At 37.7% G+C, this 2,036-nt stretch carries 2 protein-coding genes and 1 pseudogene; 1 reads left to right on the top strand and 2 read right to left on the bottom strand.

Annotation, left to right across the window (positions count from 1 at the left end):
* Both H5072_RS17945 and H5072_RS17940 read right to left on the bottom strand, forming a co-directional pair.
* Window positions 1-296, bottom strand: a pseudogene (locus H5072_RS17945) (iron ABC transporter permease); the annotation flags it as partial.
* Window positions 296-1,300: a Fe(3+) ABC transporter substrate-binding protein gene (locus H5072_RS17940; RefSeq protein ID WP_182694322.1), complete on the bottom strand. Its 1,005-nt coding sequence runs from the start codon at window positions 1,298-1,300 to the stop codon at window positions 296-298. The gene H5072_RS17940 and the pseudogene H5072_RS17945, both read right to left, overlap by 1 nt.
* A gap of 187 nt (window positions 1,301-1,487) precedes the next feature.
* Between H5072_RS17940 and H5072_RS21330 the strand changes: the two genes are divergently transcribed.
* Window positions 1,488-1,616 carry a hypothetical protein gene (locus H5072_RS21330; protein WP_002957758.1) on the top strand — a complete coding sequence of 43 codons (129 nt, stop codon included), beginning with the start codon at window positions 1,488-1,490 and terminating at the stop codon, window positions 1,614-1,616.
* Window positions 1,617-2,036 lie beyond the last annotated feature (420 nt).

Genomic DNA, 2,036 nt, shown 5'->3' with positions numbered 1-2,036 from the left:
GGCATAGCAAGGGGCAGCATAAGTGCCCATTCAAACTGTTTTTTACCCGGGAAACTACAGTAAGCCGTTAGCCACCCAAGTGGCAAAGCTATGGCGCAGCTAAGGACGCAAACACCTAAAACTAACAATACGGTATTGGTTATGTAATCCCAAAGCACGGTATCCCACAGGTGAGAAAACACCTCAGAGCTACCTTGTAGAGATTCAAAAAGAAGAAAAAACAACGGGGCCGATAGTATTAAGCCAGTCGACCACGCAAAGAGCTGCCATTTAGACAGCTTAAATTTATTAGTCATTAAAGATCGAACTTCACCTCATCAATTAGCTTAAGTGCTAACGGACGATATTTACTAATCTCATCAAGTGGCAAGCTGTCTTCTTTAAAGCTACCCCAAGAGGCAACCAAAGTTGATAATTCAACACCCGACTTAACTGGATACTCCATATTTAATGAGGCATACATGTTTTGTGCTTTGCTGTCGGTCATATACTCTATGAGCTTTAATGCATTTTCAGGGTTTTTAGCGTATTTGGTAATAACCGCACCCGATACATTTATATGTGAGCCACGATTAACTTGATTCGGAAAGTTAATATTTACGGCCTCTGCCCAACCTTTTTGTTCTTTATCTTCTAGCATTTTGCCAAGGTAGTAACTATTACCTAATGCCAAGTTACATAAACCTTCTTTAACAGCTTTAACTTGAGCACGATCGTTACCTTGGGGCTTGCGTGCTAAATTAGCCTTAACACCTTCAAGCCACTCTTTAGTTTGCGCTTCACCATGGTGTGCAATCATAGAAGCCACTAAACCTAAATTATATGGATGTTTGCCAGAGCGCGTACAAATTTGTCCTTTGTATTTAGAGTCTGCTAAATCTTCATAAGTGAGCTTAGGTAACTCACCAACTCGCTCTTTTGATGAATATACATTACGCACTCGCTTAGTAAGCGCAACCCATTGGCCATCACCGTCACGAAAGGCGGCTGGAACATTATTATTTACACTGTCACTTTTTATAGTTTGTGTTAATTTTAAATCTTCTAATTGAATAAGCGCGCTAAAGTTAGAGGTTAATACTAAATCAGCTTTACTGTGCTTGCCTTCGCGTTTAACACGCTCAATTAGCCCTTTTTTAGCAAAAACAACATTGGTTTTTATGCCTGTTTGCTTTGTAAAATCTTCTAAAATTGGCTGAATTAAAAACGGTTGACGAAAAGAGTAGATGTTAACAACATCGTTTGCAAAGACTGGTGCCGATGCAACTACCCCTAAAACAAGTGCAAATACTTTCTTCATTATTCCACCTAAATAACTATTATTATCAACGAATTCTACCGTGCTCATTCTAAAAGTGCACACTTTAAATAAATGTAAATATGTAAATAACGCCCAAAAAGGAAATACGGTGTAAGAGATGTCTTACGGATGTGACAGCTAATGAGTAAAAAACAAGATAAAAAACAACCTAAAAACAGTTAAACACATGAATTATATTAAATTTATTTTTATTACTATTGCAAAAACACTAATTGAATGTAGTTTTATCTCTATTTTAGTTGCTCTATTGCACTATAATTTACGCATCAACCAAGCAATGACGCTTATTGAGTAAAAGGAAATGGACTGCTTACTCAACCAACCAATGATTAGGTTATCAGGACAACACGGACTTTAGGACAGGCTCAGGATGAGTATCACAACGCAATGTTGTAAAAAGGACAGCGTCAGGAAGATGCGAAAAGGATAACAACAAGGCTAAGTTGTTCAACAGGATGTTGAAGGAATAAATGGACAGGCCTTTAAGGCAACACAAGGGATTGGTTAAAACAAGGATACACTAGGAAGTGTAATTAAGGATTTGGTAATAGTATTTACCCTACAGGATGTTTAGGAATTTAAGGATACAGGCCCGGATGGCCTACATTACATAGAACTAAAAAGTAATATAGTAATAAACATGGATTAGTGAAAATTGGAGTTGATTAAGTTCAATTGCAGGATGCAGAAAATTAGAAGATTCCGCAAGCGCGCC

The sequence above is a fragment of the Pseudoalteromonas sp. SR45-5 genome (genome assembly GCF_014163565.1).
In the GTDB taxonomy this organism is placed as follows: domain Bacteria; phylum Pseudomonadota; class Gammaproteobacteria; order Enterobacterales; family Alteromonadaceae; genus Pseudoalteromonas; species Pseudoalteromonas distincta.
This window is presented reverse-complemented; position numbering and strand designations above follow the sequence as displayed.